The following is a 267-nucleotide window of genomic DNA, read 5'->3' on the forward strand; positions in this document are numbered from 1 at the left end:
TACAGCTTGGCACTGAACATTGACCCTACATGTGTAGGATAGGTGGGAGCCTTTGAAGCAAGTACGCCAGTATTTGTGGAGGCAATCTTGAAATACCACCCTTGTATGCTTGATGTTCTAACGTTGGCCCCTTATCGGGATTGCGGACAGTGCCTGGTGGGTAGTTTGACTGGGGCGGTCTCCTCCCAAAGAGTAACGGAGGAGCACGAAGGTGGGCTAATCACGGTTGGACATCGTGAGGTTAGTGCAATGGCATAAGCCCGCTTG

At 51.7% G+C, this 267-nt stretch carries 1 rRNA gene; it reads left to right on the top strand.

The features are described 5' to 3' along the window. Positions 1 to 267: ribosomal RNA gene (locus tag HC728_RS19995) — 23S ribosomal RNA — on the top strand; the annotation flags it as partial.

The sequence above is a fragment of the Aliivibrio sp. S10_S31 genome (assembly GCF_014694495.1).
GTDB classification, from domain to species: Bacteria; Pseudomonadota; Gammaproteobacteria; order Enterobacterales; family Vibrionaceae; genus Aliivibrio; species Aliivibrio fischeri.